The sequence below is a fragment of the Acidovorax sp. GW821-FHT11A03 genome (assembly GCF_058809075.1).
Map to the genome: position 1 here is coordinate 643,362 of NZ_JBXASG010000003.1, position 25,524 is coordinate 668,885.

Genomic DNA, 25,524 nt, shown 5'->3' on the forward strand with positions numbered 1-25,524 from the left:
CAAGCAAGGGCATGCGCCGCAGGGCGGGTGCCCTGGAGGCCAGGGAACCCGGTGAAAAGGGGTATTTGGGTAAAACTGGCTCCAAGCGATTGATGTGTAAGCGCTGGCAGCTACTGTTTTGATAGCTTCTTGGGAGCGGACGCCTCTCGTGCCATCGCCGAGGCCAGGGCGCCCACGGTGGCCAGGGCGGCTTCAAAGCGGCTTTGCGCGGGGTGCCCGTAGTTGATGCGCACACAGTTCGCAAAGCGCCGGTCCGCCGAAAAGATCTGTCCTGGTGCCAGGCTGATGCCCTGCTGCAGTGCCTGGCGGTGCAGTTGCAGGGCATCGACCTGCGGGGGCAGCTCCACCCACAGGAAGTACCCGCCCTCGGGCTGCGCGACCCGCGTACCCGGTGGGAAATACCGGGCCACCGCCGCCAGCGCCGTCGCCTGCTGCTGCGCCAGGCTGCGGCGCAGCTGGCGCAGGTGCCGGTCGTAGCCGCCCTGGGCCAGGTACTCGGACAACGCCTGCTGCGACGGCGTGGCGGCCGAGAGCGTGGTCATGAGTTTGAGGCGCTGCACTGCCGTGGCAAAGCGGCCCGCCGCCACCCAGCCCACGCGGTAGCCGGGTGCCAGGCTTTTGCTGAACGAGCTGCAGTGCATCACCAGGCCTTCGCCGTCAAAGGCCTTGGCCGGGGGCGGGCGGTGGGGGGCGAAGTGCAGTTCGCCATACACGTCGTCCTCGATCAGCGGGATCTGGTGGCGCGCGAGCAGGGCCACGAGTTCGCGCTTCTTGTCCTCGGGCATCAGGCTGCCCAGCGGGTTCTGGAAGCTGGGCATCAGCCAGCAGGCCTTGACGGGCTGGTGCGGGGGCTGGCGCGCCAGGGCTTCGGCCAGCGCGGTCAGGTCGATGCCGTCGCGCGGGTGGGTGGCCACCTCCAGCGCCTGCAGGTTCAGACGCTCCAGCGCCTGCAGCGCGGCGTAGAAGGTGGGCGATTCGACCACCACGACGTCGCCGGGGCGGGTGACGGCCTCCAGGCAGAGGTTGAGCGCCTCCATCGCGCCGTTGGTGATGATGATCTCCTGCGCGTCCACGGCCATGCCGTGCAGGCCGTAGCGCAGCGCGATCTGCTGGCGCAGGCGCTCGTCGCCGGGCGGCAGGCTTTGCACGATGCTCCAGGGGTCGAGCTTGCGCATGCCGCTGCCCAGGCAGCGCGCCAGGCGCTCCAGCGGAAACAGCTCCAGCCCCGGAAAGGCCGAGCCCAGGGGCACCAGGTCGCGGTCGCGCGCCAGGCCCAGCACCTCGAACACCAGGTCGCTGATGGCCACGCCGGTGGAGGTGTGCGCCGGCTGCGAGGGCAGGGGCTCGGCGGGCCGGGACTCGGCGGCCGGCAGCCGGGCGCTCACGTAGTAGCCCGAGCGCGGGCGCGCATGGATCAGGCCCTGGGCCTCCAGCAGGTAGTACGCCTCGAACACGGTGGACGGGCTGATGCCGCGCGTGCGGCTGGCCTCGCGCACCGAGGGCACGCGGTCGCCCGGGCGCAGCGCGCCGCTGTGGATGAGCTGGGCAATGGCGTCGGCGTGGCGTTCGTAGCGTTTCATGGGGGCTGGGGTTGATCCAGGGCAAACTGATCTGTATTTTTAACTAGAAACTGAATCTGTACTGTTTTTGGGGCGGGGCGTAGAGTGGTGGCATGTGCTGGTGTCTGTCGCGATGTGTGCGGGCCTGCCACTTCCCTACTGATAAAACCCCATGATCGATTGCCTGCGCAGCCTGCTGCGCCCTGTTTCCCGCCTGGCCGGCGCTTCTGCCGCGATGGCGCTGGCGTGGAGTGCTGGCGCCTGGGCCCAGTCCGTGCCTAGCCCTGCGGCGGCCCCGTCCGCCACGGTGTCCGCGTCGTCGATGTCCTCGCGCGTGCTGGCCTGCACGGCCTGCCACGGCAAGGAAGGCCGCGCCACGCCCGACGGCTACTTTCCGCGCATCGCCGGCAAGCCGGCCGGCTACCTGGCCAACCAGCTGCTCAACTTCCGCGACGGGCGGCGCAGCTATCCGCAGATGACCTACCTCATCGAGCACCTGACGGACGACTATCTGCGTGAAATGGCCGAGCACTTTGCCGCGCAAGATGTGCCGTACCCGCCGCCGCCCGCACCCCAGGCGCCGGCCGCCGTGCTGGAGCAGGGGCGCGTGCTGGTGCACCAGGGCGACGCCGCGCGCCGCATCCCGGCCTGCGTGTCGTGCCACGGCAGCGCCATGACGGGCGTGGCGCCGTCCATCCCGGGCCTGCTGGGCCTGCCGCGCGACTACCTCAACAGCCAGCTGGGCGCCTGGAAGACCGGCCAGCGCCGCGCGCATGCGCCCGACTGCATGGCCGACATCGCCCGCCAGCTCACGCCCGACGATGTGAGCGCCGTGTCCGCCTGGCTGGCCGCCCAGCCCGTGGCAGGGGGCGGCAAACCCGCCCGCACGCTGCCCGCCCCCATGCCCGCCCGCTGCGGCGGCGTGGCCGAGGTGCCCGTGGCGGCCGCTTCCGGCGCGGCGCGCTGAGAGGGATGTCATCCATGAAACGCATCCTCTGGACGATTTCTTCCGTGCTGGCCGCCCTGGGCATCACGTCCGCCGCACTGGTCACCCTGAACCTGCGCGGCGAAGAGCCGCTGCCCGGCGCCGAGACGCTGCAGGGCACGCCCGCGCTGGTGGCGCGCGGCGAGTACCTGGCCCGTGTCGGCAACTGCATGGCCTGCCACACCACCCAGGGCGGCGCGCCGTTCGCGGGCGGGCGCGGTATCGAGACGCCGTTCGGCGTGGTGCACAGCTCCAACCTCACGCCCGACAAGGCGCAGGGCATCGGCAGCTGGACCTCGGCCGAGTTCTGGCGCGCCATGCACCATGGCCGCAGCAAGGACGGGCGCCTGCTGTACCCCGCCTTCCCGTACCCCAACTACACCCAGGTCACGCGCGAGGATTCCGATGCCATCTTTGCCTATCTGCAAAGCGTGCCCTCCGCCGCCGAAGCCAACCGGGCGCATGCGCTGCGTTTCCCGTACAACACGCAGGCGGCGCTGGGCGTGTGGCGCGCGCTGTTTTTCACCCCGGGCACACCCCGGCCCGAGCCCGCACAGACGGCCGAGTACAACCGGGGCGCCTACCTGGTCAACGGCCTGGGCCATTGCACCGCTTGCCACACGCCACGCAACGCGCTGGGCGCCACCACGGATGCCAAGGCCTTCACCGGCGGGCTGATTCCCGTGCAGAACTGGTATGCCCCCGCGCTCAACGCGGCGGCCGAGGCGGGCGTCAAGGAATGGCCCGCCGAGGACGTGGTGGCCTTGCTCCAAACCGGGGTGGCCCCGCACGGCTCGGTGCTGGGCCCCATGGCCGAGGTGGTGTTCCGCAGCACGCAGTACCTGACCGATGCCGACGCGCGCGCCATGGCGGTATACCTGCAGGCCTTGCCGCAGCAGGGCGGCCCCGCGCCCGCAACGCCGCCCGCCCCGCCCTCCGCGGCCATGGCCCGGGGCGCGAAGGTGTATGAGCAGCAGTGCGCGAAATGCCATGGCGACGCGGGGCAGGGCGAGCCTGGGGCGTTCCCCGCGCTGGCCGGCAACCGCGCGGTCACGCTGGCCGATCCCACCAACCTGGTGCGCGTGGTGCTGCAGGGCGGCTACCTGCCCGCCACCGCCGGCAACCCGCGTCCGCACGGCATGCCCCCGTTCCAGCAGACCCTGTCGGACGAGGAAGTGGCGGCGGTCGCCACCTTCGTGCGCAACAGCTGGGGCAACCAGGCGCCCGGTGTGGGTACCATCGAGGTCTACCGCGCCCGCGAGCGGCGCGGCATGTAGACCCAGACCCGGCCCCGGGAGGGCCTCTGCGCAGGGCCGCAGGGGTTCCCCGGCCGGGATGACCCAGGAGTTACGCTGATGGAAAGTCCGGCCGTGTTGCCCGATCCCGCCTCAGGGGCGCCCCCGCAGGCCGCCGCTGGCGGTTGGTGGGCTGTATGCCTGTGCGCGGGCTGGTGCGGCACCTGCCGCGACTACCGCCCCCTGTTCGACGAACTGGCCCGGGCGAACCCCGGGGTGCGGTTCGAATGGGTGGACATCGAGGACGAGTCCGAGATCGCGGGGGACCTGGATGTGGAGACTTTTCCCACACTGCTGATCGGCCGCGGCACCAGCGCGCTTTTTCTGGGGCCGCTGCTGCCGCAGGCGCCAGTGCTGGCCCGGTTGCTGGGCAGCCTGCAGGCGGGCGCGCGCAATGCCTCGGCGGCCGGGGGCGAGGCGCAGGGCGTGTTCGAGCGCGTGCGCGCGGCGCGCGGCGCCCAGGACGACTAGGACGACGAGGACAAATCGGCTGGGCGGGCGGGGCGCAGCAGCGCACCTTTCTGCCGGAAGCGCCGCTGGCCGCGCAGGCGCCGGATTTTTGTGCCGGCGGGGCCCCTGCCGGCGGGTTCAGAAGGCAGTTTGACCACAGTCCATCTTTGCAAATCAAGGCGTTACACGCTACAATATGAATCTCACGACCAAACGGGCGGGTACCAACCGCCCGTTTTTTTTGGTCGAATGCTTTTGGAGCTCGAAGCTGTCGGGGAAGGTCTCCGGGGGTTATCGGGTTTTTTGTTTTGGACTTACGCAAACAAGGGCGCACAGGAAGTGCTCCCACCATGGGGTCGGCGACTCGCCGGATCCCGATTTGCGTCAGTCGTGTTGTTTTCCGGGATTGAACTGAACACGTGGCATTACAGCAAGTCGTTGAACAAATTGTGACGGGCCTGGGATATGACCTGGTGGAGATCGAACGCTCTGCCGGTGGTCTGCTGCGCATCACCATTGACTTGCCCTGGGTGCAGCCGCCCGCCGACGCGCCGGTCTCGGCGCTGGATCAGTTTGTCACCGTCGAAGACTGCGAAAAGGTCACGCGCCAGCTGCAATTTGCGCTGGAGGTCGATGGCGTCGAGTACAAGCGCCTGGAAGTGTCTTCCCCCGGTATCGACCGCCCCTTGCGCCACGAGCAGGACTTCGTGCGCTTCGAGGGCTCGGTCATCGACATCACCCTGAAGGCGCCCATCGGCGCCGCAGCGGCGGGGCAGGTCAATGCCACCCGCAAGAAATTTCGCGGCACGCTGGAGCGGGCCGAGGCTGGAGGCTGGCAGATCGTCTGGAGCGACGAGCCGCCGGTCAAGCCGGGCCAGAAGGTGAGCAAGAAACGCGTTCCGGCGCCGCTGCAGGCGCTGGGTTTTACCCTGGATGAGGTGCGGGACGTCCGTCTGGCGCCCATCGTGGATTTCAAGGGGCGTGGAGGCAAGGCCGGGCCGGCGTCCGCCTGAGTGGCTGAATGAATTGGGGTGGGTGGCCGCAGCGCGCGGACCCTGCCCTCGGGTGATTGAAACAGGAGAGTCGTCGCATGAATCGCGAATTGTTGATGTTGGTTGAGGCCATTTCGCGCGAAAAGAACGTTGAGCGTGATGTGGTCTTGGGCGCCGTGGAGTCGGCCTTGGCCCAGGCTACCAAGAAGCTGTACCAGGGCGAGGTGGACATTCGCGTGTCCGTCGATCGCGACAGCGGCAACTATGAGACTTTCCGCCGCTGGCTGGTCGTGCCCGATGACGCGGGCCTGCAGAATCCCGAAGCTGAAGAGCTGCTGATGGATGCGAAGGACCGCATTCCCGACATCGAAGTCGGCGAGTACATCGAAGAGGGTGTCGAGTCCGTGCCGATCGGCCGCATCGGCGCCATGGCCGCCAAGCAGGTCATCCTGCAGAAGATCCGTGACGCCGAGCGCGAAATGCTGCTCAACGACTTCATGTCGCGCGGCGAGCGCATCTTCACCGGCACCGTCAAGCGCATGGACAAGGGCGACATCATTGTCGAGTCCGGCCGTGTGGAAGGCCGCCTGCGCCGCAGCGAGATGATCCCCAAGGAAAACCTGCGCAGCGGCGACCGCGTGCGGGCCATGATCATGGAAGTGGACCTGACCCTGCGCGGCGCGCCCATCATCCTGTCGCGCTCGGCCCCCGAGTTCATGATCGAGCTCTTCCGCCAGGAAGTGCCCGAGATCGAGCAGGGCCTGCTGGAGATCAAGTCCTGCGCCCGCGACCCCGGCTCGCGTGCCAAGATCGCCGTGCTGTCGCACGACAAGCGCGTGGACCCCATCGGCACCTGCGTCGGCGTGCGTGGCACCCGTGTGAACGCGGTGACCAACGAGCTTGCTGGCGAGCGCGTGGACATCGTGCTGTGGTCCGAAGACCCCGCCCAGTTCGTGATCGGTGCGCTGGCGCCCGCCAACGTGTCCTCCATCGTGGTCGATGAGGAAAAGCACGCCATGGACGTCGTGGTGGACGAGGAAAACCTCGCCATCGCCATCGGCCGCGGCGGCCAGAACGTGCGCCTGGCGTCCGATCTGACCGGCTGGAAGATCAACATCATGGACGCCGCCGAAAGCGCGCAGAAGCAGGCCAACGAGACCGACACGGCCCGCAAGCTGTTCATGGAAAAGCTGGATGTGGACGAGGAAATCGCCGACATCCTGATCTCCGAAGGCTTCAACAGCCTCGAAGAAGTGGCCTATGTGCCGCTGCAGGAAATGCTGGAGATCGAAAGCTTCGACGAAGACACCGTCAACGAGCTGCGCGCCCGCGCCAAGGATGCGCTGCTCACGATGGAAATCGCCCGCGAGGAAAGCGTGGAAGAGGTCTCCCAGGACCTGCGCGACCTCGAAGGCCTCACCCCCGAGCTGATTGCCAAGTTGGCTGAAGGCGGTGTGCATACACGTGACGACCTGGCCGATCTGGCCATTGATGAACTGACCGACCTGACCGGACAGTCTGAAGAAGAAGCCAAAGCCTTGATCATGAAGGCGCGCGAACACTGGTTCGCGGGGCAAGAGTAAAGGTCAGGGAGGCACGAACCACATATGTCCAGTAATACTGTCGCCGAGTTTGCAACCGAACTCAAAAAATCGCCTGAAACCCTGCTCGACCAGCTCAAGGCTGCGGGCGTGGGCAAGGCTGCCCCCTCCGACGCGTTGACCGAGTCGGACAAGCAAAAGCTGCTTGCCTATCTGCAGGCCAGCCATGGCACGGCTTCGGCCGACCGCAAGAAGATCACGCTGGTGAAGAAGTCCACCAGCGAGATCAAGCAGGCCGATGCCACGGGCAAGGCCCGCACGATACAGGTGGAAGTGCGCAAGAAGCGCACGTTCATCCAGCGCGATGAAGGTGCCGAGGCGTCTGCAGAAACCCATGCGCCCGTGGCGGCGCAGGAGGCTGCTGTTTCCAGCGAGGATCTCGAGCTGTCCCGCCGCGAGGAAGAAGCGCGCCGCCAGGCCGAGCTGATCCGCCGCCAGGAGGCGGAGCTGGCCGAGAAGCGCGCTGAACGCGAAGCCCGTGAAAAGCGCGAACGCGAAGCCGAGGAGCGTGCTGCCGCCTACGCTGCGCAGGAAGCCGAAAAGAAGGCCCAGGCCTCTGCCGTCAAGCAGGAAGCGACCCGCGAGCAGGCCGCTGAAACCGCTGCGCGCAGCGCCGCCCAGGCCGAAGCGCGCGAAAAGGCTGCTGCCGAGTCCAAGGCCCGCTCCGACGAGGAAGCCGCGCGTGCGGCCGATCTGGATGCCCGCCGCCGCAAGGCCGAAGCCGAGGCCGCGGCCATTCGCTCCATGATGGCCACGCCCAAGAAGGCGGTCATGGTGGCCAAGAAGCCCGAGGAACCCAAGCCCGTGGCCAAGCCCGCCGCGGTGGGCGATGCCAAGAAGGGCACGCTGCACAAGCCGGCCGTGGGCACGGGTGTGGCGCGTGCGGGGGTTCCGGCCGCCGCCGGCGCAGGCGCGCCCGGCGCCGGCAAGGAAGTGAAGTCGGCCAAGCTGTCCTCCAGCTGGGCCAATGACACCGCCAAGAAGAAGGAAATCAAGACCCGCGGCGACAGCAGCGGCGGTGTCGGCCGCAACAACTGGCGTGGTGGCCCGCGTGGCCGCCGTGGTGATAACCGCGACCATCGCGACGACCACCAGCAGTCCGCACCGGTCGAGGCGCGCATCATTGAAGTGCATGTGCCCGAGACCATCACGGTGGCAGAACTGGCCCACAAGATGTCGATCAAGGCGTCCGAAGTGATCAAGGCGCTGATGAAGATGGGCCAGATGGTCACCATCAACCAGCCGCTGGACCAGGACACCGCCATGATCGTGGTGGAAGAGCTGGGCCACAAGGCGGTGGTGGCGGCGCTGGACGATCCGGAAGCCTTCACCGACGATGATTCGACGCAGCAGAACGCAGAGTTGTTGCCGCGCGCCCCGGTCGTGACCGTCATGGGCCACGTCGACCACGGCAAGACCTCGCTGCTGGACTACATCCGCCGCGCCAAGGTCGCTGCGGGCGAAGCCGGCGGCATCACGCAGCACATTGGTGCCTACCACGTGGAAACACCGCGCGGCATGGTGTCGTTCCTCGACACCCCGGGTCACGAGGCCTTCACGGCCATGCGTGCCCGCGGTGCCCAGGCCACGGACATCGTGATCCTGGTGGTGGCGGCCGATGACGGCGTCATGCCCCAGACCAAGGAAGCCATCAAGCACGCCAAGGCGGCGGGTGTTCCTATCGTGGTGGCCATCACCAAGGCCGACAAGCCCGATGCCAACCCAGACCGCGTCAAGCAGGAGCTGGTGGTCGAAGAGGTGGTGCCGGAAGAATACGGTGGCGATTCGCCGTTCGTGCCGGTGTCTTCCAAGACCGGCATGGGCATCGACACGCTGCTCGAGCAGGTGCTGCTGCAGGCCGAAGTGCTGGAACTCAAGGCACCGGTCGACTCGCTGGCCAAGGGCCTCGTGATCGAAGCGCAGCTCGACAAGGGCCGCGGCCCCGTGGCGACCGTGCTGGTGCAGTCCGGTACCCTCAAGGTGGGCGACATCGTGCTGGCGGGCCAGACCTATGGCCGCGTGCGCGCCATGCTGGACGAAAACGGCAAGGTGGCGAAGACGGCGGGACCGTCGATCCCGGTGGAAATCCAGGGCCTGACGGAAGTGCCGCAGGCCGGCGACGAATTCATGGTGCTCACGGACGAACGCCGTGCCCGCGAAATCGCCACCTACCGTGCCGGCAAGTTCCGCAACACCAAGCTGGCCAAGCAGCAGGCTGCGAAGCTGGAGAACATGTTCGCCGACATGACGGCAGGCGAAGTGAAGATGCTGCCCATCATCGTCAAGGCCGATGTGCAGGGTTCGCAGGAAGCGCTGGCGCAGTCGCTGCTCAAGCTGTCGACCGACGAAGTCAAGGTGCAACTGGTGTACGCCGCCGTGGGCGCCATCAGCGAGTCGGACATCAACCTGGCGATCGCCTCCAAGGCCATCGTGATCGGCTTCAACGTGCGGGCCGATGCCGGTGCGCGCAAGCTGGCCGAGGGCAATGGCGTCGATCTGCACTACTACAGCATCATTTACGACGCTGTGGACGAGCTGCGCGTGGCCATGTCCGGCATGCTGGCCCCCGAGCAGCGCGAGGAGATCATCGGCACGGCCGAGATCCGCACGGTGTTCGTGGCCACCAAGATCGGCACGATTGCCGGTTCGTACATCACCTCGGGCATGGTCCATCGCAACGCACGCTTCCGCCTGCTGCGCGACAACGTGGTGGTCTACACGGGCGAAGTCGATTCGATCAAGCGCCTCAAGGACGATGTCAAGGATGTCAAGGAAGGCTTTGAGTGCGGTATCAAGCTCAAGAACTACAACGACATCAAGGAAGGCGATCACCTCGAATTCTTTGACATCAAGGAAATCGCGCGGACGCTGTAAGGCATCGGTGACGACGACATGGCTGCGAAGAAATCTTCCACCCCCAACCGCGCCTTCAAGGTCGCCGACCAGATCCAGCGCGATCTGACGGAGCTGATCGCGCGCGAGTTGAAAGACCCGCGCGTGGGCATGGTGACGCTGCAGGGCGTGGAGGTGACTCCGGACTACGCACATGCCAAGGTGTTCTTCAGCCTGCTGACGGGCGACCCTGTGGAGACACAGGCGGCGCTCAACCAGGCTGCGGGTTTCCTGCGCAACGGCTTGTTCAAGCGCCTGCACATCCACACGGTGCCCACGCTGCACTTCGTGTTCGACCGCACCTCCGAGCGGGCGGCCGACATGAATGCCTTGATTGCCAAGGCTGTCTCTTCCCGCGCAAAAGAGGATTAGCCATGCAGCCAGCGCCACGCACCAGGGTGCAGCGGCGCCCTGTGCATGGGGTGTTGCTGCTCGACAAACCGCTCGGCCTTTCGAGCAACGACGCCTTGCAAAAGGCGAAATGGCTCCTGCGCGCCGAAAAGGCGGGCCATACCGGCACGCTCGACCCGTTGGCCACCGGCGTGCTGCCCCTGTGTTTTGGCGCGGCCACCAAGTTCAGCCAGCTGCAGCTCGACGCACCCAAGACCTATGAGGCCCTGGCGCTGCTGGGAGCGACGACGACGACCGGCGATGCCGAGGGCGATGTGGTGCAGCGCTGCGATGTCGACCCTGCCCAGCTCACCCCTGAGCGTCTGGCGGCGGTGCAGCAGCAGTTCACCGGCCCCATCCGCCAGGTGCCGCCCATGCACAGCGCGCTCAAGAAGGATGGCAAGGCGCTGTATGAATACGCCCGTGCGGGCATCACCGTGGAGCGCGAGGCGCGCGACGTGGTCATTCACGCACTGAAATTGACGCTGGTCCAGACAGATCAAGCGCAAAGCGCTATCAAAATAGTAGTGACCTGCAGCAAAGGCACCTACATCCGTACCCTGGGGGAAGACATTGGCGCCGCCCTGGGCTGCGGGGCGCACCTGACCTTTCTGCGCCGCATCGATACCGGCGGGATCGGCGTGGAGCGCTGCGTCACGCTGGCACAGCTGGAAGCCATGCCCGAGGCCGAACGGCTGGCCAGCCTGGAAGCTCCCGAGTCGCTGCTGGCGCAACACGTGCGTGTCACGCTGGACGGTGAGAATGCAGCCCGATTCCTGTCGGGCGTGCGTCGCCGTGGCAACTGGCCCGATGCCAGTGCCGTGGCGGTGTTTGGCGAGAATCCCCCGGCGCTGCTGGGGGTGGGCCACATCGTGGGCGGGGAGCTGGTGCCGGACAGGCTCCTGAGTCCGCTGGAAATTCAACAAATTTTGGAAAGCACGCCGCATTCCGCGTCCATGGCGCACAGCGGCATATTGGAAAAACTATGACTAAACAAATCCGCAATATCGCCATCATTGCCCACGTTGACCATGGCAAAACCACCATGGTCGACCAGCTGCTGCGCCAGTCCGGCACCTTCGCCGACCACGAAAAGGTCGTCGATACCGTGATGGACAACAACGCCATCGAAAAAGAGCGCGGCATCACCATCCTGGCCAAGAACTGCGCCGTGAGCTGGAAGGGCACGCACATCAACATCGTGGACACCCCCGGCCACGCGGACTTCGGCGGCGAAGTGGAACGCGCCCTGTCCATGGTGGACAGCGTGGTGCTGCTGATCGACGCGCAAGAGGGCCCCATGCCCCAGACGCGTTTCGTGACCAAGAAGGCCCTGGCCCTGGGCCTGCGCCCCATTCTGGTCGTGAACAAGGTGGACAAGCCGGGTGCCAATCCCGACAAGGTCGTTAACGCAGCGTTCGACCTGTTTGACAAGCTTGGCGCCACCGACGAGCAGCTCGACTTCCCCGTGGTGTACGCCTCGGGCATCAACGGCTGGTCGTCGCTCGAAGAAGGCGCGCCCGGTGAGCAGTGGGGCCCCGACATGTCGGCCCTGTTCGACACCATCCTCAGCCACGTGCCCCCGAACACGGGCGACCCGGCTGCCCCGCTGCAACTGCAGATCTCGGCGCTGGACTTCTCCAGCTTCGTGGGCCGCATCGGCGTGGGCCGCATCAGCCAAGGCACCTTGAAGCCCATGATGGACGTGGTCGTCATGGAAGGCCCCGACGGCAAGGCCGTCAAGGGCCGTGTGAACCAGGTGCTGACCTTCCAGGGCCTGGACCGCATGCAGACGCCCATGGCCGGCCCCGGTGACATCGTGCTGATCAACGGCATCGAGGACATCGGCATCGGCGTGACCGTGACCGACCCTGCCAATCCCGCACCGCTGCCCATGCTGAAGGTGGACGAGCCCACGCTGACCATGAATTTCTGCGTGAACACCAGCCCGCTGGCCGGCCGCGAAGGCAAGTTCGTGACCAGCCGCCAGATCTGGGACCGCCTGCAAAAGGAACTGCAGCACAACGTGGCCCTGCGCGTGAGCGAGACCGACGAGGAAGGCATCTTCGAAGTGATGGGCCGGGGCGAACTGCACCTGACCATCCTCTTGGAAAACATGCGCCGTGAAGGCTACGAGCTCGCCGTGTCCAAGCCGCGCGTGGTGTTCAAGGAAATCAACGGCGAGAAGTGCGAGCCTATTGAGCTGGTGACGGCTGACATCGAAGAAGGCCACCAGGGCGGTGTGATGCAGGCCCTGGGTGAGCGCAAGGGCGAGCTGGTGAACATGGAGCCGGACGGCCGTGGCCGTGTGCGCCTGGAGTACCGCATTCCGGCGCGTGGCCTGATCGGCTTCACGAACGAATTCCTGAACCTGACGCGCGGCTCCGGCCTCATCAGCAACATCTTCGACAGCTATGAGCCGCACAAGGGCGACATCGGCGGCCGCAAGAACGGCGTGCTGATCTCGATGGACGACGGCGAGATCTTCACCTACGCCCTGGGCAAGCTGGACGACCGTGGCCGCATGTTCGTGAAGGCGAACGACCCCGTGTACGAAGGCATGATCGTCGGCATCCACAGCCGCGACAACGACCTGGTGGTGAACGCCACGCGCACCAAGCAGCTGACCAACTTCCGCGTGAGCGGCAAGGAAGACGCGATCAAGATCACGCCCCCGATCGACCTCACGCTGGAATACGGCGTGGAATTCATCGAGGACGACGAACTGGTCGAGATCACGCCCAAGTCCGTGCGCCTGCGCAAGCGCCACCTGACCGAGAACGAGCGCAAGCGCGCTTCCCGGTCCTGATAGGCTGAGCTTCCCCGGAAGGGCCACTGCTGCGCAGTGGCCTTTTTTCCGTCTGCAACCCGAAACCCATGTTGAAACTCACACATTCCCGCGCGGTGGTGCTGATGGTGGCGGTGACCCTGATGTGGTCCATCGCTGGCGTGGTCACGCGCCACCTGGAACATGCGGCGAGCTTTGAGGTGACCTTCTGGCGCAGCTTTTTCACGCTGCTGTCCCTGCTGGTCATCCTGCCGGCGCTGCAGGGCAGGGCGGTGTTTGCCTCCATGCGCCATGGTGGCCATGCGCTGTGGATCTCAGGCGTGTGCTGGAGCGTGATGTTCACGGCGTTCATGGTGGCCCTGGTGCTCATGCCGGTGGCCAATGTGCTGGTCACGATGGCCGTGGGGCCGCTGCTCACCGCGCTGTTCGCACGGGTGTTCATCGGCCACCATATCGCCCCGCGCACATGGGCTGCGATTGCCGTGGCGGGGCTGGGCATTGCGTGGATGTATGGTTCGCAGATGGCGGGCCTGCCCTTGGCGGGTACGCTGGTGGCGCTGTGCGTGCCCGTGGCGGCAGCCATCAACTGGACGGTGGTGCAACACTCGCAGCGCCACGGCCACGCGGTGGACCTGGTGCCCGCGGTGCTGGTCGGCGCGGTGATCTCGGTGGTGGCCACGCTGCCGCTCGCGCTGCCTTTTCAGGCGTCGGCCCATGACCTGGCCCTGCTGGCGCTGCTGGGCGTGGTGCAATTGGCCATTCCTTGTGTGCTGGCCGTGCGCTGTGGGCGTGTGCTCAAGGCGCCCGAGATGGCGCTACTCGGTTTGCTCGAAGTGATCTTTGGCATCTTGCTGGCATGGCTGGGCGCGGGCGAAAAGCCCGGCACGGCAGTGCTGACGGGGGGCGCACTGGTGATCGGTGCGCTGGTTTTCAATGAACTGTTGGGTTGGAAGGAACAAAAATGACGGAGACGGTAGTGTCTGAAGTGTTGAGCGAAGTGCGTGGCCAGGTTGGCTTCATTACCCTGAACCGCCCGCGTGCGCTCAACGCGTTGTCGCTGGGCATGGTGCGTGGCCTGATGGGCATCCTGCTGGCCTGGCAGAACGATGCGCGGGTGCTGGCGGTGGCGATTCGCGGCAGCAACAAGGAGGGCCCGTTCGGTGCCTTCTGCGCGGGCGGCGACATCCGCTTCCTGCACCAGGCGGGCAGCCAGGGCAACCCCCTGCTGGAAGACTTCTTCACCGAGGAATACGCGCTCAACCACCTGATCCACAACTACGGCAAGCCCTACATCGCGTTCATGGACGGCATCGTGATGGGCGGCGGCATGGGCATCAGCCAGGGGGCAGCGCTGCGGGTGGTGACCGAGCGCACCAAGATGGCGATGCCCGAGACGGCCATCGGCCTGTTCCCTGACGTGGGCGGCGGCTACTTCCTCTCGCGCTGCCCCGGCCGCGTGGGCGAGTGGCTGGCCCTCACGGGCGACACCATCGGCGCGGGTGATGCCATCGAAAACCAGTTGGCGGATGGCTGCCTGCCCTCGGACCAGCAATCCGCCGTGTGGGAGGCGCTGGGGGCCGGGGGTTTTGCGGATGGCCCTGCAGTCCGTGACTACGTTGCTTCCAAATTCATAGCTGTCAGCGCACACCAGTCAAGCGCTAGAACCCAGATTGACCAATATTTCTCGTTGCCCAGCGTGGGCGAGATCGTCGCTGCGCTCGAGGCGGCCGACACCGACTGGGCGCGTGCCACGGCGGCCACGCTGCGCAAGCGCTCGCCGCTGATGCTGCACGTGGTGCTCGAGCAGATCCGGCGTGCGCGCGGCATGGGCCTGGCCGACGACCTGCGCATGGAGCGCGACATGGTGCGCCACTGCTTCTTCCTGCGCCCTGGCCAGAGCGAGACGGTGGAGGGCATCCGCGCCCTGGCCGTGGACAAGGACCATGCGCCGAAGTGGAACCCCGGCCGCATCGAGGACGTGGCGCCCGCGATGGTGGCACCGTTCTTCGCCAGCCCCTGGCCCGCACACGCGCACCCGCTGGCGGCCCTGGCCTGACCTGGATTGAACTGACCTGAACCCAGGCCGGTGCGAACGCTAGTGTCCCGAGTTGGAAGTGAGTTGATGAAATAAAGATGTCGAAATCGTCGTCAGGCAAGGCGCAAACCACAGCGATAGCCGTAGCTATCGCGAGGATTTGCAACGCAGCATGGCGGCGATTCTCGACGTCTTTATGAAACGAATTTCTAACTCGGGACACTAGAGCTGCAGCTGCCGGTATACCGCCGTGGCCAGCGCGAGCAATTCCGCGCGCGATAGCTGTCCGCTGAGCGCGTAGCCAAAGCTTCCCTCGGTCCAGTAGAAACCGGGCACGGGGCCTTCCTGCGTGAACTGGAAGGCCGCTGCCGCCGTGGTGGCGGGCGGGTTGCCGTGCGGCGGCGGCGCACCGTGGCGAGAAAGCGCCGTGGTGGCCGTGGGGGCGAGTGCGCCCAGGTACAGCGTGATGCGCTGGCCCGCAGCGTTCTGGTACATGAACTGCGCACGCGCCCCGGTGTCGCCCGGCAGCAGGCGGCCTCCCACCAGCTCATAGCCTTGCGGGGCGAGCACGGGCACCTTCAGCGGCTTGCCCAGCCGCTTGGAGAGCCACTGCACCAGATGCTCCTGCTGCGACGCGGTGACTTCCACCGGATGGCGGACCTCCGGCTGGTAGACCGCATGGGCCACGGCGGCCTGCTGGGCAAAGCGCTGCACCGGCGCCGTGGCCAGCAGCGCTGCCGCATCGCCCGCCAGAGGCTGGTGGCCCGGGGCCGGGCCGCCTGCCCACTGGCCGCGCCCCGCCCACCCCAGCACGAAGGCCAGCAGCACCGACGCGGCCAGGCCGCCCCAGCGCCACCACTGTGCCTGCCGTTCCTGGTGTCCCGCGGCGCGCAACGCAGCGGCCAGCAACGCATCGGGCACGGCGGCATGGAGCAGATCCTGGTGCAGTGCCTGCAGCTGGTCGCGCCCCTGTTGCCAATGGGCGATGGCATCGCGCGCGGCCTCGTTGCCTTCCAGTTGCTGGCGCAAGGCTGCGGCCTGCGCGGCCGGGAGGCGGCCGTCCGCCAGGGCGTGCCAGGCGGGATCGTCTTCGGGGAGGGGTGGGGCGTGGGAGCGCGGTTCCATGGCAGTGTCGCGGGTCGTCGTCATTTCAGGCGGCGCAGCGCCGGGGGCTGGGACTGGGTCTGTGGGGCGGCTGCCGTCGTGGCTGGTGGGGGGGATGGCGCAGGCGCCGATGTGCGCTCCATCAGTACCCGCAGCCGGGCGCGGGCGCGCGACAGCCGTGACATCACCGTGCCCACGGGGACGGCCAGGATGCGGGCCGTGTCCTCGTAGCTCATGTCCTCCATGGCCACCAGCAGCAGCACGGCCCGCTGGTCCGCGGGCAGGCGCTGCAGGCAGCGTTCCAGGTCCAGCGCGTCGTCCGAGGGCACCGGCGCGCCGGGCAACTGGTCGCGGACATCCTCGATGTCCAGCGGCGCCAGCGCGGGCATCGCGCGGCGCTGGTTGAGATAGAGGTTGTGCATGAGCGTGAAAAGCCATGCGCGCAGATCGCTGCCGGTGCGCCACAGCAGCCATTTGCTGCAGGCGCGCTCCAGCGTGTCCTGCACGAGGTCGTCGGCCGCCCAGGCGTCACCTGTCAGCACCCGGGCATAGCGGCGCAGGCCTGGCAACTGCTCGACAACCTGGGTGCGGTTCATGGCGCGGTGGGATGGGCGCGCTCGCCCTCAGGGGCGGGCAGTGCGCCAGACCTGGTTCACGCCGTCGCCGGTCCTGTCGCCGGGTTTGGTGTCCTTGACCCAGTAGTACAGCGGCTTGCCCTTGTAGGCCAGCTGGGTCTTGCCGTCATCACGGGTCACGATGCTGTAGTCGCCGCCCGGCGCCGTGCTGGCCATGAGCGGGGGCCAGTTGGTGGCGCAGGGCCCGTTGCAGACTGATTTGCCGCTGCCTGCCGCGTCGCGGTCAAAGGTGTAGAGCGTCATGCCGCCCGCGCCGACGAGCACGCCGTCCACGGTTTTCACGGGCGAGTCGGCCATGGAGGCGCAGCCCGCCATACCGGCAACGGCGATGAATGCTGCCGCCATCGAGACAAACTTCTTCATGGGTTTCTCCAGAGTGGGTGCAGGCGGCGCGAATGCGGCCTTGCACCGGGACAAACACATGGGCACCGTGGTTTATTCCACGCCGCCGCAAAAAAACCGGCCGGGCTGGCATCGATGTGGCGCTTCCCGGCCCGAGCCCGGCGTGCGATGGCGCGCAGGCTAGCGGTTTCTGCTCTTCATGGCGCGCTCGACCTCGCGCTTGCCTTCGCGGTCCTTGATGGTGTCGCGCTTGTCGTGCTCGGCCTTGCCCTTGGCCAGGGCGATCTCGCATTTCACGAAGCCGTTCTTCCAGTGCAGGTTCAATGGCACCAGCGTGTAGCCCTTTTGCTCGACCTTGCCGATCAGGCGCTTGATGTCGTCCTTCTTGAGCAGCAGTTTCTTGGTGCGCGCGGATTCGGGGTTGACGTGGGTCGAGGCCGTCTTGAGCGGATTGATCAGGCAACCGAGCAGGTACAGCTCTCCATCACGTATCAGCACATAGCCGTCGGTCAATTGCACCTTGCCCTCGCGCAGCGCCTTGACCTCCCAGCCGTGCAACACCATGCCCGCCTCGTGGCGCTCCTCGAAGAAATAGTTGAAGGCCGCTTTTTTGTTGTCGGCAATGCGGGACGTAGGATCTGGTTTTTTGGCCATGGGGTGAGAGCGTGTTTGCACTTTTACGTGCCCGCGAAAACCGGAGAAAGGCCCGGCAGATGGGCGTAGGACGCGCCGAAGTATCGATACTGCAAGCGGACTGCGACAACGTGGCCGGGCCTTTCCCCGGCTTTCCCGAAAGGTTGGACCCGGACGCGGTACTTGAGGCGCAGGACACGCTTTAAAAGATGCGGCGCAAACCGGGAGATAAAAGGCCTCCCTACAATTGTCGTCGTCTCGCACCCGCGATTCTAATTTCCTCTGGCTTGCGCGCACCGGTGCAGGCGCCGTCTGCATGAAAACCGTCCACAAGTCCGTCCTCATCTGGTATAGCCCCGAAGAAATGTTTGCCCTGGTCACCGGGGTGGAGCACTACCCCCAGTTCCTGCCATGGTGCGACCATGCCGCCGTGCTCGAGCAGACCGCAGAGGGCATGACCGCCGAGGTAGGCATTTCATTTGGCGGCATCCGCCAGACCTTCGTGACGCACAACACCCATGAGGCAGGCCGGCGCGTGCGGATGCGGCTGGTCAAGGGGCCTTTCTCGCAGCTCGACGGCGACTGGCTTTTTCACCCCGTGGGCGATGGCAGCCAGCGGGCCTGCCGCGTGGAGTTGAGCCTGAATTACGGTTTTGACAACGCGGCCCTGGCGGCGCTGGTAGGCCCTGTGTTCGACCGCATCGCGGGCAGCATGGTCGATGCCTTCGTGAAGCGCGCGGAACAGGTGTATGGCTGAGGAGCCGGCTGGTGCGGACATCGCAACCCCGCGCGCACCCGCTCTGATGCGGATCACCGTGCTGGTCTCGCTGGCGCCTCGGCAGGTCAGCGAATGCACTGTGCAATTGCACCCTGGAAGCACGCTCGCCGACGCCCTGCAAGCCGCCGGGCAGATGGCTGCGCGGCGCGAGGGCATGGCGTGCGGCATCTGGGGCCGTGCCATGCCCGAGACGACGCTGCTCAAGGACGGGGACCGCGTGGAGTTGTACCGGGAGCTCAAGGTGGACCCCAAGGTGGCACGCCGCGAGCGGTTTGCCCGGCAGGGCGCGCGTTCCACGGGCCTCTTCGCGCGGCAGCGGCCGGGCGGCAAGTCAGGCTACTGATCGGGATACCAATTGAAACAAAAACGGCGCCCCAGGCGCCGTTTTTTTGCCACGGATGACCGCTCAGCGTTTGCAGTCGGAGGCGATGATCGTGTCGATGCGCTTGACCTCTGCATTGCGCTGGGTCTCGTCCAGGAAGACGCGCTCGCCCTGTGCATTGCTCTGCCTGATCGGCGCGCCGGTCTCGAAAGTGGCCTTGGCCGCGCGCGCACGGGTGCAGTTTTCAGCCTTGGCCTTGGCGATCCTGTCGTCTTCGGCTTTCTTCTTGGCGGCTTCGGCGGCCTCTGCCTCAGCCTTGCGCTTTTCCAGCTCCTTGTCCTTGCCGGCGGCGCTGGCGGGAGCGCGGGGGGATGCGGCCGCAGGCGCAGCAGCCGAGGCGGGGGCATCGGCCGCTTCCGGCGCACTGGCGGCTGCCGCAGCCGCGGGCACGCGTGCAGCCGCGTAGCTTGGCTGCTTGAGGATGCTCTTTTCCGGGATGTCCTGTGGCGGCGGGCGGTCGCTGAAGACCTTGCGGCCGTCCTTGTCGATCCACTGCCATTGGGCAGCGGCACCCAGGGCCCAGGTGCAGGCAACGGCCAGCAAAGCAAGCTTGTGCAATTTCATGCAGGCAAGTTTAGCTGTGCAGCAACACAGCCGCCAGTGCGTGCGCAAAGGAGCGCGAGCCCTGCGGCGCCCCGCGGACGCGGGTACAATCCGTTTTTTGGAGCTTTCTCATGCGCCTTCTTGGAAAAGCGCTCACCTTCGACGATGTGTTGCTGGTGCCAGCGTACTCCCAGGTCCTGCCCAAGGACACGTCCCTCGCGACGAAACTCTCCCGCAATATCCAACTGAACTTGCCGCTCGTGTCCGCCGCCATGGACACCGTGACCGAGGCGCGTCTGGCCATTGCCATTGCCCAGGAGGGCGGCATCGGCATCGTGCACAAGAACCTCACGGCGCAGGAGCAGGCCGCCCAGGTGGCCAAGGTCAAGCGCTATGAATCCGGCGTGCTGCGCGACCCGGTCGTCATCACCCCCGAGCACACCGTGCTGCAGGTGCTGCAGCTGTCCGAACAGCTCGGCATCTCGGGCTTTCCGGTGTGCGACGGCGGCAAGGTGGTGGGCATCGTCACGGGCCGCGACCTGCGCTTTGAAACGCGCTACGACGTCAAGGTCCACCAGATCATGACCCCGCGCGAGAAGCTCATCACCGTCAACGAAAAGGAAGGCACCTCGCCTGCCGAAGCCAAGGCGCTGCTCAACAAGCACAAGCTCGAGCGCATCCTGGTCGTGAACGACGCGTTCGAGCTCAAGGGCCTGATCACCGTCAAGGACATCACCAAGCAAACCAGCTTCCCCAACGCCGCCCGCGATCCCTCGGGCCGCCTGCGCGTGGGCGCCGCTGTCGGCGTGGGTGAAGGCACCGAAGAGCGCGTGGAAGCCCTGGTCAAGGCCGGTGTGGACGCCATCGTGGTCGACACCGCCCATGGCCACAGCAAGGGCGTGATCGAGCGCGTGCGCTGGGTCAAGCAGAACTACCCGCAGGTCGACGTGATCGGCGGCAACATCGCCACCGGCGCGGCCGCGCTGGCGCTGGTCGAGGCGGGCGCCGACGCGGTCAAGGTCGGTATCGGCCCAGGCTCCATCTGCACCACGCGCATCGTGGCCGGTGTGGGCGTGCCCCAGATCATGGCCATCGACAGCGTGGCCACCGCCCTCAAGGGCACGGGCGTGCCGCTGATCGCGGACGGCGGCGTGCGCTACAGCGGTGACATCGCCAAGGCGCTGGCCGCAGGCGCCAGCACCATCATGATGGGCGGCATGTTCGCGGGCACCGAAGAAGCGCCCGGCGAAGTCATCCTGTTCCAGGGCCGCAGCTACAAGAGCTACCGCGGCATGGGCAGCATCGGTGCCATGCAGCAGGGCAGCGCCGACCGCTACTTCCAGGAATCCACCACCGGCAATCCCAACGCCGACAAGCTCGTGCCCGAGGGCATCGAAGGCCGCGTGCCCTACAAGGGCTCCATGGTCTCCATCGTGTTCCAGATGGCCGGTGGCGTGCGCGCCGCCATGGGCTACTGCGGTTGCGCCACCATCGACGACATGAACAACAAGGCCGAGTTCGTGGAGATCACCACCGCCGGTATCCGCGAAAGCCACGTGCACGACGTTCAAATTACGAAGGAAGCCCCCAACTACAGGGCTGACTGAGCACCGTCGATCTAATCTGGCCTGATTGAAAATATCTGGTCAGAATGATATAGTCTGGCCTGAATTCACCATTCAGGCCAGACTTTTTCTTTTTGGGGGTTCGCGCATCCATGCAGTCCGTCGGCATCTACGAAGCCAAAAGCAGGTTCTCCGCCCTGATCGAGCTGGTCGAGCAGGGCGAAGAGGTGCGCATCACCCGCCACGGCAAAGAGGTCGTGCGCCTGCTGCCCGTGCGCCGCCGCCCCGTCATCACCGACGAGCAGATCGCTCGCGAGCTGGGCCAGATGGATGCTTTGCACGCCAGCATCCGGCCCGCAGGCGAAGTGGCCACTCCCGACACCTTGCGCCGCAAGGGCAGGGCGGCAGCATGACTGCCTTCGTCCTCGACGCCTCCGTCACCGCCGCCTGGCTGCTGCCCGATGCGGCCAGCGAGCACACGCGCCGCCTCTACACCCTGATCCGCCGCGACGAAGTCGAGCCCCAGGCCCCCAACCTTTGGCAGTGGGAGTGCAGCAACCTCATCTCCAGCGGCGTTCACAGCGGCCGCATCCCGCCCGCATCGGTCGAAGGCCTGTGGGGCGTGCTCGAAGCCATCCGCCACCGTGTGGAGCTGCACGAACTGGCCCCCGCCCAGCACAAGGCCGTGCTAGACGTTGCGCTCGACACCGGCCTGCCCACGTTCGACGCCGCCTACCTGTGGCTGGCCCGCTCCCTGCGCCTGCCCCTGGCCACCTTCGATGCGGCGCAGGCAGCCGCCGCCCAGCGCAGCGGCGTACCACTTCTCGACCTCTCCAGCCTTTGACCAGGCGCCCCGTTTCTTGTCATCCCCTCGACCACCCACCGCCATGCAACACCAGAAAATCCTCATCCTCGATTTCGGCTCGCAAGTCACCCAGCTCATCGCGCGCCGCGTGCGCGAAGCCAACGTGTACTGCGAAGTGCACCCCTGCGATGTGACGGACGAGTGGGTGCGTGACTACGCGAAGGACGGCTCGCTCAAGGGCATCATCCTCTCCGGCAGCCACGCCAGCGTGACCGAGGACACCACCGACCGCGCTCCCCAGGCCGTGTTCGAGTTGGGTCTGCCCGTGCTGGGCATCTGCTACGGCATGCAAACGATGGCGCAGCAACTCGGTGGCAAGGTCGAAACCGGCCACAAGCGCGAGTTTGGCTTTGCCGCCGTGCGCGCCCGCGGCCACACCGCGCTGCTCAAGGACATCGCCGACTTCACCACCCCCGAAGGCCACGGCATGCTCAACGTCTGGATGAGCCACGGCGACAAGGTCACCGAACTGCCCCCGGGCTTCAAGCTCATGGCTAGCACCGACAGCTGCCCTATCGCCGGCATGGCCGACGAAGACCGCCGCTACTACGCCGTGCAGTTCCACCCCGAAGTCACGCACACCGTGCAGGGCAGGGCGCTGCTGGAGCGCTTCGTGCTCGGCATTTGCGGCACCAACCCCGACTGGGTCATGCGCGACCACATCGCCGAGGCCGTGGAGCAGATCCGCCAGCAGGTGGGTGATGAAGAAGTCATCCTGGGCCTCTCCGGCGGTGTGGATTCGTCCGTGGCCGCGGCTCTCATCCACCGCGCCATCGGCGACCAGCTCACCTGCGTGTTCGTCGACCATGGCCTGCTGCGCCTGAACGAAGGCGACATGGTCATGGACATGTTCGTCGGCAAGCTGCACGCCAAGGTCATCCGCGTGGACGCGAGCGACCTGTTCCTCGGCAGGCTGGCCGGCGTGAGCGAACCCGAAGCCAAGCGCAAGATCATCGGCGGCCTGTTCGTCGACGTGTTCAAGGCCGAAGCCGCGAAACTGAAGGCTGGCGATGGAGGCCACAAAGGCGCCACCTTCCTGGCCCAGGGCACCATCTACCCCGACGTGATCGAATCCGGCGGCGCCAAGAGCAAGAAGGCCGTCACCATCAAGAGCCACCACAACGTGGGCGGCCTGCCCGAGCAGCTGGGCCTGAAGCTTTTGGAGCCCCTGCGCGATTTGTTCAAAGACGAAGTGCGCGAACTCGGCGTGGCCCTGGGCCTGCCGCCCGAAATGGTCTACCGCCACCCCTTCCCCGGCCCCGGCCTGGGCGTGCGCATCCTGGGCGAGGTGAAAAAGGAATACGCCGACCTACTGCGCCGCGCCGACGCCATCTTCATCGAAGAGCTGCGCAACTTCACCGACGAAGCCACCGGCAAGACTTGGTACGACCTCACCAGCCAGGCCTTCACCGTCTTCCTGCCAGTGAAGAGCGTGGGCGTGATGGGTGATGGCCGCACCTACGACTACGTGGTCGCCCTGCGCGCCGTGCAGACCAGCGACTTCATGACGGCTGACTGGGCCGAGCTGCCGTATGCGCTGCTCAAGAAGGTGTCGGGGCGCATCATCAACGAGGTGCGCGGCATCAATCGCGTGACCTACGACGTATCGAGCAAGCCGCCGGCGACGATCGAGTGGGAGTGAATTAGCCTAGTCTCACATCGCTTCAAACGGCTTCAATAATCCCGAGAATTCAAGGCTCGACAACAGGTTAGGCGCATCAGGGCATTTCGTCCTGCTTCACCCAGTCTTGCGCATCTGACGGTTGTCGTGACGGTACCTTTGAGGCGGTTGAAAAAGCCGCCCACGGTACCGTCAGAGGGGTCTGACGGTATCAGGCGGCAAATCAAACGTGAGGCTGATTTGCTGACTGATCGAGAACTTGGCGCCCTCGCGCCCAAAGACAAAATGTTCAAAGTGGCCGACCGCGATGGCATGTACGTGGCGGTCTTGCCGACCGGGACCCGGGCTTTCCGGTATGACTACCGCCTCAACGGCCGGCGCGAGACGCTGGCAATCGGGCGATATGACCCTGCGTGTAAGGTGACACGGGATCCCGAGACACTCGAATACGGTATGGGTCTGTCACTTCGCGAGGCACGCACACTGCTGGACCGTGCCAGGCGAGACGTGGAGCGTGGCGTGTCGCCATCGCGCGCCAAGGTGGAGAAGCGCACCGCAGCGAGCGAGGCCCTGACGTTCGGTGGCTGGGCCGATAAATACTTTGCCTTCAAGGCCGACCCCAAGAGCGGTGCTGAGCAGTTGGCGGACAGCACGCTGGAGCTGCGGCGCGCAACCTACCGGCGCACGCTTGAAGCCGAGATCGGGCGCCTGCGTTTGGAAGAGATCACAGTGCCACGCGCCCGTACCGTCCTGGAGGACATCAAGGAGAAGCGCGGGCCTGCGGTGGCGCTCCATGCCCGAGAGGTAATGCGCGCAGTCTTTGTGCACGCGCAGTCGAGCGGCATGCAGGTCATCAATCCGTGCGATGTAGTCCGAGCTGCGTCGATCGCGCGCCTTGAGCCACGCGACCGGGCTCTGTCTCCCGATGAAATCCGCAAATTCCTGACAGCCCTGGAGCGCGTTGCTTGTGCTCCGACACTGCGAATGGCGTTGCGGTTTGTGCTTTTGACCGGAGTCCGCAAAAGCGAGTTCATCGATGCTACGTGGCCCGAGGTCGACTTCGATAAGGGTCTATGGACGATTCCTGCCGAGCGCATGAAGGCTTCCAAGGCCCATGTGGTCCCCCTCAGCGAGCAGGCGCAGGACATCCTTGTGGCGTTCCGATCGTGCTTTGTTGCGAGCGAATACCTCCACCCTGGTCGATACGACCACGATGTGCCGATCAGCAACGCCACGCTGAATCGCGTTATCGACGCGGCAGTGAAGATTATCCAGAAGGACGATCCCGAGTTTCAGACCTTCGGCGTGCATGACTTGCGGCGCACGTTTTCCACGGGGCTCAATCGATCAAAATGGGACGAAAGATGGGTTGAAATGTCGTTGGCCCACGCACCGAAGAACCGGATCGCCGCAGTCTACAACACCAATCGCTATCTGACCGAGCGCCGGATCATGCTGCAGTGCTGGGCCGACATGATTGACGCCTGGGTGCGTGGCGAGTCGGCGCGCGACCTGATCGCCGATGCCAAGCGGCGGGCGGCCGAGATCCATGAGGATGATCTGGACGACGACATTTAGGGCCTCACCACGTCACGTGAGAACCCGGTTTCGGCCGGGTTTGCCGTTTGGGCGGCGGAGCTGCTTCACGGAGGTACCGGCCTGGCGTGGAGCTGTAGTGAGCCCGGAAAGACTCGGTCAGGCGGCTCGGTGAGGAAAAGCCGACCTCGTATGTAACGTCGATCAGCTTCATGCCGGCATGTCTGGGGTTGGCCAACATTGAGCGCGCTAGTACGACCCGGCGCTGGGTAACGTAGCGCCGAAGTCCAACGCCTACCTCCGCAATGAAGCGACGACTCAGCGTGAAGCGCCCCGCGCCGGCTACCTTGGCGATGCTGGTCAGACCTAAGCGCCGCGGGTGTCCGAGGTTGACCTCGATGTAACTCAGCGCACGAGCGATGCGCTCGTCGGACACCGTCGGCACAGGTGGCAGGCCTAGCTGTTGATTCTCAGGAGGTTGTTCATGGCCGGAATGCGGCTCATGGGCGGCTGATGGTTGAGAGCGGAGTGTG

At 66.1% G+C, this 25,524-nt stretch carries 25 protein-coding genes; 18 read left to right on the top strand and 7 right to left on the bottom strand.

Features of this window, described 5'->3' with window-relative positions:
* Positions 1–110: 110 nt before the first annotated feature.
* Positions 111–1,580, bottom strand: a complete 1,470-nt coding sequence (locus AC1RVY_RS10280; RefSeq protein WP_492806516.1) for an aminotransferase-like domain-containing protein — start codon at positions 1,578–1,580, stop codon at positions 111–113.
* Positions 1,581–1,731: 151 nt separating this feature from the next.
* Here AC1RVY_RS10280 and AC1RVY_RS10285 point away from each other — a divergent pair, with 151 nt between their 5' ends.
* From AC1RVY_RS10285 to AC1RVY_RS10335, 11 genes are all read left to right on the top strand, one after another.
* Positions 1,732–2,526: a c-type cytochrome gene (locus AC1RVY_RS10285; protein WP_492806518.1), complete on the top strand. Its 795-nt coding sequence runs from the start codon at positions 1,732–1,734 to the stop codon at positions 2,524–2,526.
* Positions 2,527–2,540: 14 nt separating this feature from the next.
* The gene (locus tag AC1RVY_RS10290) at positions 2,541–3,821 is read left to right on the top strand and encodes a c-type cytochrome (RefSeq protein WP_492806520.1); all 1,281 of its coding nucleotides are present in this window, start codon (positions 2,541–2,543) and stop codon (positions 3,819–3,821) included.
* Positions 3,822–3,899: 78 nt separating this feature from the next.
* Positions 3,900–4,310: a thioredoxin family protein gene (locus AC1RVY_RS10295; RefSeq protein ID WP_218338830.1), complete on the top strand. Its 411-nt coding sequence runs from the start codon at positions 3,900–3,902 to the stop codon at positions 4,308–4,310.
* Between the two features lie 398 nt (positions 4,311–4,708).
* The gene (rimP, locus tag AC1RVY_RS10300) at positions 4,709–5,302 is read left to right on the top strand and encodes a ribosome maturation factor RimP (RefSeq protein WP_492806521.1); all 594 of its coding nucleotides are present in this window, start codon (positions 4,709–4,711) and stop codon (positions 5,300–5,302) included.
* A gap of 77 nt (positions 5,303–5,379) precedes the next feature.
* Positions 5,380–6,864: a transcription termination factor NusA gene (gene nusA, locus AC1RVY_RS10305; RefSeq protein WP_218294352.1), complete on the top strand. Its 1,485-nt coding sequence runs from the start codon at positions 5,380–5,382 to the stop codon at positions 6,862–6,864.
* A gap of 24 nt (positions 6,865–6,888) precedes the next feature.
* Positions 6,889–9,756, top strand: a complete 2,868-nt coding sequence (gene infB / locus AC1RVY_RS10310; protein ID WP_492806523.1) for a translation initiation factor IF-2 — start codon at positions 6,889–6,891, stop codon at positions 9,754–9,756.
* Between the two features lie 18 nt (positions 9,757–9,774).
* On the top strand, positions 9,775–10,146 hold the full coding sequence (gene rbfA, locus AC1RVY_RS10315; protein WP_008904004.1) for a 30S ribosome-binding factor RbfA: 372 nt from the start codon (positions 9,775–9,777) through the stop codon (positions 10,144–10,146).
* A 2-nt stretch (positions 10,147–10,148) separates the two neighbouring features.
* Complete coding sequence (gene truB / locus AC1RVY_RS10320) at positions 10,149–11,153, top strand: tRNA pseudouridine(55) synthase TruB (RefSeq protein ID WP_492255185.1); 1,005 nt, start codon at positions 10,149–10,151, stop codon at positions 11,151–11,153.
* A complete protein-coding gene (gene typA / locus AC1RVY_RS10325) occupies positions 11,150–12,973 on the top strand; it encodes a translational GTPase TypA (RefSeq protein WP_218294355.1) in 1,824 nt (607 codons plus the stop codon). Before truB ends, typA begins: the two co-directional genes overlap by 4 nt.
* A gap of 68 nt (positions 12,974–13,041) precedes the next feature.
* Complete coding sequence (locus AC1RVY_RS10330) at positions 13,042–13,917, top strand: DMT family transporter (RefSeq protein ID WP_218294356.1); 876 nt, start codon at positions 13,042–13,044, stop codon at positions 13,915–13,917.
* Entirely contained in the window at positions 13,914–15,008 is a 1,095-nt protein-coding gene (locus AC1RVY_RS10335) for an enoyl-CoA hydratase/isomerase family protein (RefSeq protein WP_492806526.1), read from the top strand. Before AC1RVY_RS10330 ends, AC1RVY_RS10335 begins: the two co-directional genes overlap by 4 nt.
* A 201-nt stretch (positions 15,009–15,209) precedes the next feature.
* On the opposite strand, the gene AC1RVY_RS10340 is transcribed toward AC1RVY_RS10335, so the two are convergent.
* The 4 genes from AC1RVY_RS10340 to smpB all read right to left on the bottom strand — a co-directional run bounded on the left by AC1RVY_RS10340 (position 15,210) and on the right by smpB (position 17,722).
* On the bottom strand, positions 15,210–16,112 hold the full coding sequence (locus AC1RVY_RS10340) for an anti-sigma factor family protein (protein WP_492806528.1): 903 nt from the start codon (positions 16,110–16,112) through the stop codon (positions 15,210–15,212).
* 20 nt (positions 16,113–16,132) lie between these two features.
* The gene (locus tag AC1RVY_RS10345; protein ID WP_492806530.1) at positions 16,133–16,687 is read right to left on the bottom strand and encodes a sigma-70 family RNA polymerase sigma factor; all 555 of its coding nucleotides are present in this window, start codon (positions 16,685–16,687) and stop codon (positions 16,133–16,135) included.
* A 27-nt stretch (positions 16,688–16,714) separates the two neighbouring features.
* Positions 16,715–17,089, bottom strand: coding sequence for a COG4315 family predicted lipoprotein (locus tag AC1RVY_RS10350; RefSeq protein ID WP_492246280.1), 375 nt, complete (start codon positions 17,087–17,089; stop codon positions 16,715–16,717).
* A gap of 159 nt (positions 17,090–17,248) precedes the next feature.
* Positions 17,249–17,722 carry an SsrA-binding protein SmpB gene (gene smpB / locus AC1RVY_RS10355; RefSeq protein ID WP_218294361.1) on the bottom strand — a complete coding sequence of 158 codons (474 nt, stop codon included), beginning with the start codon at positions 17,720–17,722 and terminating at the stop codon, positions 17,249–17,251.
* Positions 17,723–18,017: 295 nt separating this feature from the next.
* Here smpB and AC1RVY_RS10360 point away from each other — a divergent pair, with 295 nt between their 5' ends.
* Together AC1RVY_RS10360 and AC1RVY_RS10365 are read left to right on the top strand one after the other, a co-directional pair.
* The gene (locus AC1RVY_RS10360; protein ID WP_218294362.1) at positions 18,018–18,458 is read left to right on the top strand and encodes a type II toxin-antitoxin system RatA family toxin; all 441 of its coding nucleotides are present in this window, start codon (positions 18,018–18,020) and stop codon (positions 18,456–18,458) included.
* Positions 18,451–18,822 carry an RnfH family protein gene (locus tag AC1RVY_RS10365; protein WP_218294363.1) on the top strand — a complete coding sequence of 124 codons (372 nt, stop codon included), beginning with the start codon at positions 18,451–18,453 and terminating at the stop codon, positions 18,820–18,822. The genes AC1RVY_RS10360 and AC1RVY_RS10365 overlap by 8 nt, the downstream gene beginning before the upstream one ends.
* A gap of 63 nt (positions 18,823–18,885) precedes the next feature.
* On the opposite strand, the gene AC1RVY_RS10370 is transcribed toward AC1RVY_RS10365, so the two are convergent.
* A complete protein-coding gene (locus AC1RVY_RS10370; protein WP_492806532.1) occupies positions 18,886–19,425 on the bottom strand; it encodes a DUF4124 domain-containing protein in 540 nt (179 codons plus the stop codon).
* A gap of 110 nt (positions 19,426–19,535) precedes the next feature.
* Here AC1RVY_RS10370 and guaB point away from each other — a divergent pair, with 110 nt between their 5' ends.
* From guaB to AC1RVY_RS10395, 5 genes are all read left to right on the top strand, one after another.
* The gene (gene guaB / locus AC1RVY_RS10375) at positions 19,536–21,011 is read left to right on the top strand and encodes an IMP dehydrogenase (protein ID WP_218294365.1); all 1,476 of its coding nucleotides are present in this window, start codon (positions 19,536–19,538) and stop codon (positions 21,009–21,011) included.
* Positions 21,012–21,121: 110 nt separating this feature from the next.
* Entirely contained in the window at positions 21,122–21,382 is a 261-nt protein-coding gene (locus AC1RVY_RS10380; RefSeq protein ID WP_218294366.1) for a type II toxin-antitoxin system Phd/YefM family antitoxin, read from the top strand.
* The gene (locus AC1RVY_RS10385) at positions 21,379–21,813 is read left to right on the top strand and encodes a type II toxin-antitoxin system VapC family toxin (RefSeq protein ID WP_218294367.1); all 435 of its coding nucleotides are present in this window, start codon (positions 21,379–21,381) and stop codon (positions 21,811–21,813) included. The genes AC1RVY_RS10380 and AC1RVY_RS10385 overlap by 4 nt, the downstream gene beginning before the upstream one ends.
* 43 nt (positions 21,814–21,856) lie before the next feature.
* On the top strand, positions 21,857–23,476 hold the full coding sequence (guaA, locus tag AC1RVY_RS10390) for a glutamine-hydrolyzing GMP synthase (protein ID WP_492806535.1): 1,620 nt from the start codon (positions 21,857–21,859) through the stop codon (positions 23,474–23,476).
* A gap of 126 nt (positions 23,477–23,602) precedes the next feature.
* Positions 23,603–25,033, top strand: a complete 1,431-nt coding sequence (locus tag AC1RVY_RS10395; RefSeq protein WP_492806537.1) for a tyrosine-type recombinase/integrase — start codon at positions 23,603–23,605, stop codon at positions 25,031–25,033.
* Positions 25,034–25,037: 4 nt separating this feature from the next.
* Here AC1RVY_RS10395 and AC1RVY_RS10400 read toward each other — a convergent pair.
* The coding region (locus AC1RVY_RS10400; RefSeq protein WP_492806539.1) for a helix-turn-helix domain-containing protein at positions 25,038–25,524 on the bottom strand (487 nt) is incomplete at its 5' end.

Coding starts and splice junctions, on each gene's coding strand:
- AC1RVY_RS10280 (WP_492806516.1), bottom strand. CDS start 1,580: ATGAAACGCTACGAACGCCACGCCGACGCCATTGCCCAGCTCATCCAC.
- AC1RVY_RS10285 (WP_492806518.1), top strand. CDS start 1,732: ATGATCGATTGCCTGCGCAGCCTGCTGCGCCCTGTTTCCCGCCTGGCC.
- AC1RVY_RS10290 (WP_492806520.1), top strand. CDS start 2,541: ATGAAACGCATCCTCTGGACGATTTCTTCCGTGCTGGCCGCCCTGGGC.
- AC1RVY_RS10295 (WP_218338830.1), top strand. CDS start 3,900: ATGGAAAGTCCGGCCGTGTTGCCCGATCCCGCCTCAGGGGCGCCCCCG.
- nusA (WP_218294352.1), top strand. CDS start 5,380: ATGAATCGCGAATTGTTGATGTTGGTTGAGGCCATTTCGCGCGAAAAG.
- infB (WP_492806523.1), top strand. CDS start 6,889: ATGTCCAGTAATACTGTCGCCGAGTTTGCAACCGAACTCAAAAAATCG.
- rbfA (WP_008904004.1), top strand. CDS start 9,775: ATGGCTGCGAAGAAATCTTCCACCCCCAACCGCGCCTTCAAGGTCGCC.
- truB (WP_492255185.1), top strand. CDS start 10,149: ATGCAGCCAGCGCCACGCACCAGGGTGCAGCGGCGCCCTGTGCATGGG.
- typA (WP_218294355.1), top strand. CDS start 11,150: ATGACTAAACAAATCCGCAATATCGCCATCATTGCCCACGTTGACCAT.
- AC1RVY_RS10330 (WP_218294356.1), top strand. CDS start 13,042: ATGTTGAAACTCACACATTCCCGCGCGGTGGTGCTGATGGTGGCGGTG.
- AC1RVY_RS10335 (WP_492806526.1), top strand. CDS start 13,914: ATGACGGAGACGGTAGTGTCTGAAGTGTTGAGCGAAGTGCGTGGCCAG.
- AC1RVY_RS10340 (WP_492806528.1), bottom strand. CDS start 16,112: ATGGAACCGCGCTCCCACGCCCCACCCCTCCCCGAAGACGATCCCGCC.
- AC1RVY_RS10345 (WP_492806530.1), bottom strand. CDS start 16,687: ATGAACCGCACCCAGGTTGTCGAGCAGTTGCCAGGCCTGCGCCGCTAT.
- AC1RVY_RS10350 (WP_492246280.1), bottom strand. CDS start 17,089: ATGAAGAAGTTTGTCTCGATGGCGGCAGCATTCATCGCCGTTGCCGGT.
- smpB (WP_218294361.1), bottom strand. CDS start 17,722: ATGGCCAAAAAACCAGATCCTACGTCCCGCATTGCCGACAACAAAAAA.
- AC1RVY_RS10360 (WP_218294362.1), top strand. CDS start 18,018: ATGAAAACCGTCCACAAGTCCGTCCTCATCTGGTATAGCCCCGAAGAA.
- AC1RVY_RS10365 (WP_218294363.1), top strand. CDS start 18,451: ATGGCTGAGGAGCCGGCTGGTGCGGACATCGCAACCCCGCGCGCACCC.
- AC1RVY_RS10370 (WP_492806532.1), bottom strand. CDS start 19,425: ATGAAATTGCACAAGCTTGCTTTGCTGGCCGTTGCCTGCACCTGGGCC.
- guaB (WP_218294365.1), top strand. CDS start 19,536: ATGCGCCTTCTTGGAAAAGCGCTCACCTTCGACGATGTGTTGCTGGTG.
- AC1RVY_RS10380 (WP_218294366.1), top strand. CDS start 21,122: ATGCAGTCCGTCGGCATCTACGAAGCCAAAAGCAGGTTCTCCGCCCTG.
- AC1RVY_RS10385 (WP_218294367.1), top strand. CDS start 21,379: ATGACTGCCTTCGTCCTCGACGCCTCCGTCACCGCCGCCTGGCTGCTG.
- guaA (WP_492806535.1), top strand. CDS start 21,857: ATGCAACACCAGAAAATCCTCATCCTCGATTTCGGCTCGCAAGTCACC.